Annotated in this window: 2 protein-coding genes and 2 pseudogenes; 1 reads left to right on the top strand and 3 read right to left on the bottom strand. The window is 70.6% G+C overall.

Annotated elements, in window-relative coordinates:
- Nucleotides 1-37 precede the first annotated feature (37 nt).
- Both RIF68_RS30340 and RIF68_RS30335 read right to left on the bottom strand, forming a co-directional pair.
- A complete protein-coding gene (locus RIF68_RS30340) occupies nucleotides 38-349 on the bottom strand; it encodes a hypothetical protein (RefSeq protein ID WP_309054478.1) in 312 nt (103 codons plus the stop codon).
- A gap of 425 nt (nucleotides 350-774) precedes the next feature.
- A pseudogene (locus tag RIF68_RS30335) lies at nucleotides 775-1,482 on the bottom strand (SDR family NAD(P)-dependent oxidoreductase).
- 1,311 nt (nucleotides 1,483-2,793) lie between these two features.
- On the opposite strand from RIF68_RS30335, the gene RIF68_RS30330 reads away from it, so the two are divergent.
- Nucleotides 2,794-3,126: a GNAT family N-acetyltransferase gene (locus RIF68_RS30330; RefSeq protein ID WP_309054477.1), complete on the top strand. Its 333-nt coding sequence runs from the start codon at nucleotides 2,794-2,796 to the stop codon at nucleotides 3,124-3,126.
- Between the two features lie 657 nt (nucleotides 3,127-3,783).
- On the opposite strand, the pseudogene RIF68_RS30325 reads toward RIF68_RS30330, so the two are convergent.
- Nucleotides 3,784-3,885: pseudogene (locus tag RIF68_RS30325) on the bottom strand (PLP-dependent aminotransferase family protein); the annotation flags it as partial.

Here is a 3,885-nt window from a genome sequence, read left to right as displayed (position 1 = left end):
CGGGGCGGGGCTCGGTGGTGCGGCGCTCCACGGCCGCTCAGCCGCCGCCGCTGCCGGAGTGCCCGCTGCCGAAGCCGCCGCGGTCGACGGCGTCGTCGTAGTCGAAGGTGCCGTAGTCGGCCCGGCCGCGCCGGACGTCGGAGTCGTAGTACCAGTCGGCGCGGGTGCCCGTGGAGGCCGTGCAGTGCTTCTCCGCGACGATCTTGTAACCGTCCCTGGTGGTGTAGTCGTCGCGGTCCACGCAGCGCCGGTCGGGCTCCGAGCCGCACGACGTCAGGGCCGCCGCGAGGACCCCCACACCGCCCAGCACCACGGTGCCCGACCGCAGCCGTCGCCGAGTCCCTGCCATGTTCCCATCCCCCGCCGCTGTTGCCGATGTCCGTGCGGACGTACGGCCGTTGGGTCGCTCAGACGTACGGCCGCCGTCGGAGGTGGATGCTACGGCAGGAGCCCCCGCCGGTGGCAACGCCCACGGGCCTGCGGTGGCGGCTCAGGGGGCCGCTGTGCGTACGGCGCGGTGTACCGCGGGGTGAGGTCGCCGCCCCGCACGTCGGCGGCGTCACCCACCGCGCGCGGTGCCTCGGCGAGTTGACCGGCGGGTGGCCGGGTGACGCCGCCGGTCGTGGGCCCGGGTGAGGTGGTCCGGGCCGGCCGCGATGAGGCCGAGGGCTTCCCGTGCTGCGCCGAGTGCCGCAGCGGCACGTGGCCCGGTGCATGCAGGACGCGGGCTCATCGCGTGATCGGGGTGGCGCCGGTCGCCGCGACGGACAGGTCCTACAGCCGTGCGGCCGCGCCGGAGTCGATGGCGCACACGCGGACGCCGCCGTCGTCCATGGGCGCGGCGGGGGCCGAGACGCGCGCGACGTCGCATCCTCGAGACAGAGCCCGCCGCGGTTGTCGAGGAGCGGAGAGGTGGCTGCCCACAGGCCGGTGGCGGCGCCTTGGGAGGGGGTCTTGAAGTCGGCGCCGATCACGGTGCCGTGCTCGGGTGGAGAGCGAGCGCCCGGACGCCGTCATCGCGCCCGAAGGCGTCGAACTGCACGGCGAACAGGGCGTTGGCTGTCTTGGCCTGGCCGTAGGGAAGCCACTTGTCGTAGCCGGTACGGAAGTGCGGGTCGTGCCGGCGGAAGTCGGTCAGGGTGTGCCCGGCGGAACTGTTGACGACGACGCGCGCGCCGTCGGCGGCGGCCAGGAGCGGGTAGAGCTCCAGGCGAGGGGGAAGTGTCCGAAGTGGTTGCTGGCGAGCTGGCTCTCCCAGCCGGGTCCGACGCGTCGCTCAGGGGTGGCCATGACGCCGGCGACGGCCATGAGGAGATCGAGCTTGCTGTCGGAGTCGTTGATCCGCGCGGCGGCGGCGCGCACGCTGTCGAGGTCCGTCAGGTCCATGGGGATGACGTCGCAACCATCGACATCCTTGAGGGCGGCGCGGGCGAGGCCGGGTCGGCGTGCCGGAACGATGACCCGGGCCCCGGCGGCCGCCAGGCCCCGGGTGGTTTCCCGACCGAGTCCGGAGTAGCCCCGTTCATCCGGTCCGCGGCATCCCGCCGATCCGCTCCCGGCGCGGCCCGCGCACTCGCAGATAGTCGTTCAGCGTGCTGTAGGCGACCGGGAATCCGTACTCGTCCCGCAATCGGTCCATGATCCGCTTGTTGGTGTGCCGCTGCTTCGGCGGCCGCGGTCAGATCCGCCCGCAGCATCTCGTCGATCCAAGCTCTGCCTTGGTCCAGGATCGACCGGCGCACTTCGATCGCCTTCCGCGCTGGGGGCAACGCACTGTGCAGCGCCTGGCGCACCACCCGGCGGTTCACTCCGTAACGCCGAGCCAAGCTCCGGACCGAGGCGTCTTCCAGCCTGCGGTCACGACGGATCCGCTCGAACAATTCAACACGGTCGGTGCAAAACCCGGCCTCCTGACACGGCCAGCCGACAACCCGCACAGCGTGATCCCGGCCGCGAACCCGGGTCAATCCGGCATTACTCCAAACGGGTGCATCCCACCTCAGCGACTCCTAGATGGTGTTCGTTCCCAAGAGATTTGAATTGACGAGGTGCCTTCGACTGGCTTTTGTCAGTTCTGCTGGGGCCGACCTCGAACCGTGCAAAGCAGTCCCGGGGCAGGCGAGTGTGCAGTTCCGGCGGGACTGAGCAGGAGGAACGGGACACAAACCGCCCATGTGAGCGACTGACCCGCGGGTCGCAACCCCGATACTCCGTTGCTTGATCAAAAACCAGTTCGACAGCATGGCGCCATGCAACGACATGAGCACGCCGGACTCGCAGCACTGCGCGCCATGCAGAGCCTGGCCACCCGAACTTTTCCGGCAACCGGCTACCACCACATCGGCGACCTCGCCTGGAACTGGTGCCTGGCCCTCGACCGCGCCGACCAGTGCCCGACAGCCGTCTGGACCCAGGGCGACCAGACGCTGGCCTGGGGCTGGTTAGAACTGCCCGACACCTTGATGCTCCAGGTCGACCCGGAGCACCCGGAACTGGCTCACGAGGTTCTCACCTGGGCCGAACACACGGCATCAGGCCCGCTGAGCATCGACGTCACCGAGACCGAACCGCACCTGATCAAGGCGCTGGAGCAGCGCGGATACACACGGACCGACGGCGGCCCGTTCATGGCGTGCCTTGGCCGCCCCCTCGCCGACCTGCCGGACATCCCGCACCTGCCGGACGGCTACTCGATCCGTCCCCCAGCGCGACCATGCAGATGTGGCAGGCCGGGCGGCAGCACACCGCGCCGCCTTCGGATCGACCCGAATCACCACCGAACGGCACGCCCGCATGAGGGACACCTGGCCCTACCGGCCCGAGCACGATCTCATCGTGGCCTCGCCCACCGGGGAAGTCGTCGCCTACTGCCAAGGCTGGTACGACCCGACCAACGGAATCGGTGAGTTCGAACCCGTCGGCACCCACCCCGATCACCGCCGCCTCGGCCTCGCCCGAGCCGCCTGCATCGCGGTGCTGCACGCCTTCGCCGACGCCGGCGGCCACCGTGCCATCGTCTACTCGCGCGGCGACGCCGCATACCCCATCCCCAAGCGGCTGTACGAGTCCATGGACTTCACCGCGTACACCCGCACCCACACCTATGTCGGCACACCGACCGACTGAGGACGCTGACCGAATCCCATCAATCAGAACGACCGGGACCCGATCACTTCGCCGATCAGATAGCGGGGGAACCGCTCACTCCCACCAGGAACGGACAGGTGGGGCCAGAACAATCCGTTCCTCACCCGGGGCCAAGAGAACCCGTTACCCCGGGGCCAAAAGAGGCCGTCCTAGACAGGGGGATCGACGCCGGCCGTCCTGCCCGCTTCGACGGACCGCCGTCGACCAGGGCGGACATCGCCCTGCCGGACGACTCCAGGAGGCGGACACGCTTCGGCTCAGCCCAGAAGGGCCACGGCGATCGACGTCATCCGTCACGTGCGGACGCTCGCCGACAACCCAGCGCCGCCCCCGGACCACCCACCCGTAACGAGAAGCGAGAGCAGTTCCCGTCCCACCGCCCCCCCCATGCTCATTTGAGCAGCCTCCGAACGATCGCGCCCCATCTGCTCACGTCTCCCGACGTGGGTACATGACTCCGTCGGCAGCCACCCGGGGAGCCTTCCCGAGCCGGCGTCCCGCCGGGCGGGCGGTGTGGCCGATGCAGAGGCGCCGAGATTCGCGGCCGGGGCAGGCCGGACCCGTACGGGCGCGTGATCAATGCCCCGACCGGGAGCGGCAGCAACGACACCCCCGCCGGCGCGCTCGTCCCGCCCACTACGGCAGCACCCGGCACAGCGCGTCCAGGGCCCCCGTCCAGGCGTGGTCCGGCGGGGTGCCGTAGCCGACGACGAGCGCGTCGACGGGGGGTGTCGTGGC

Origin of the sequence: Streptomyces sp. (genome assembly GCF_031178505.1) — a bacterium.
Lineage (GTDB): Bacteria > Actinomycetota > Actinomycetes > Streptomycetales > Streptomycetaceae > Streptomyces > Streptomyces gulbargensis.
Note: the sequence above shows the minus strand (reverse complement) of the source record. Positions and strands in the feature narration are given on the sequence as shown.

What these genes read in the sequence shown, in the direction of transcription:
- RIF68_RS30330 (WP_309054477.1), top strand. Translation starts at nt 2,794, where the DNA reads ATGAGGGACACCTGGCCCTACCGGCCCGAGCACGATCTCATCGTGGCC.
- RIF68_RS30340 (WP_309054478.1), bottom strand. Translation starts at nt 349, where the DNA reads ATGGCAGGGACTCGGCGACGGCTGCGGTCGGGCACCGTGGTGCTGGGC.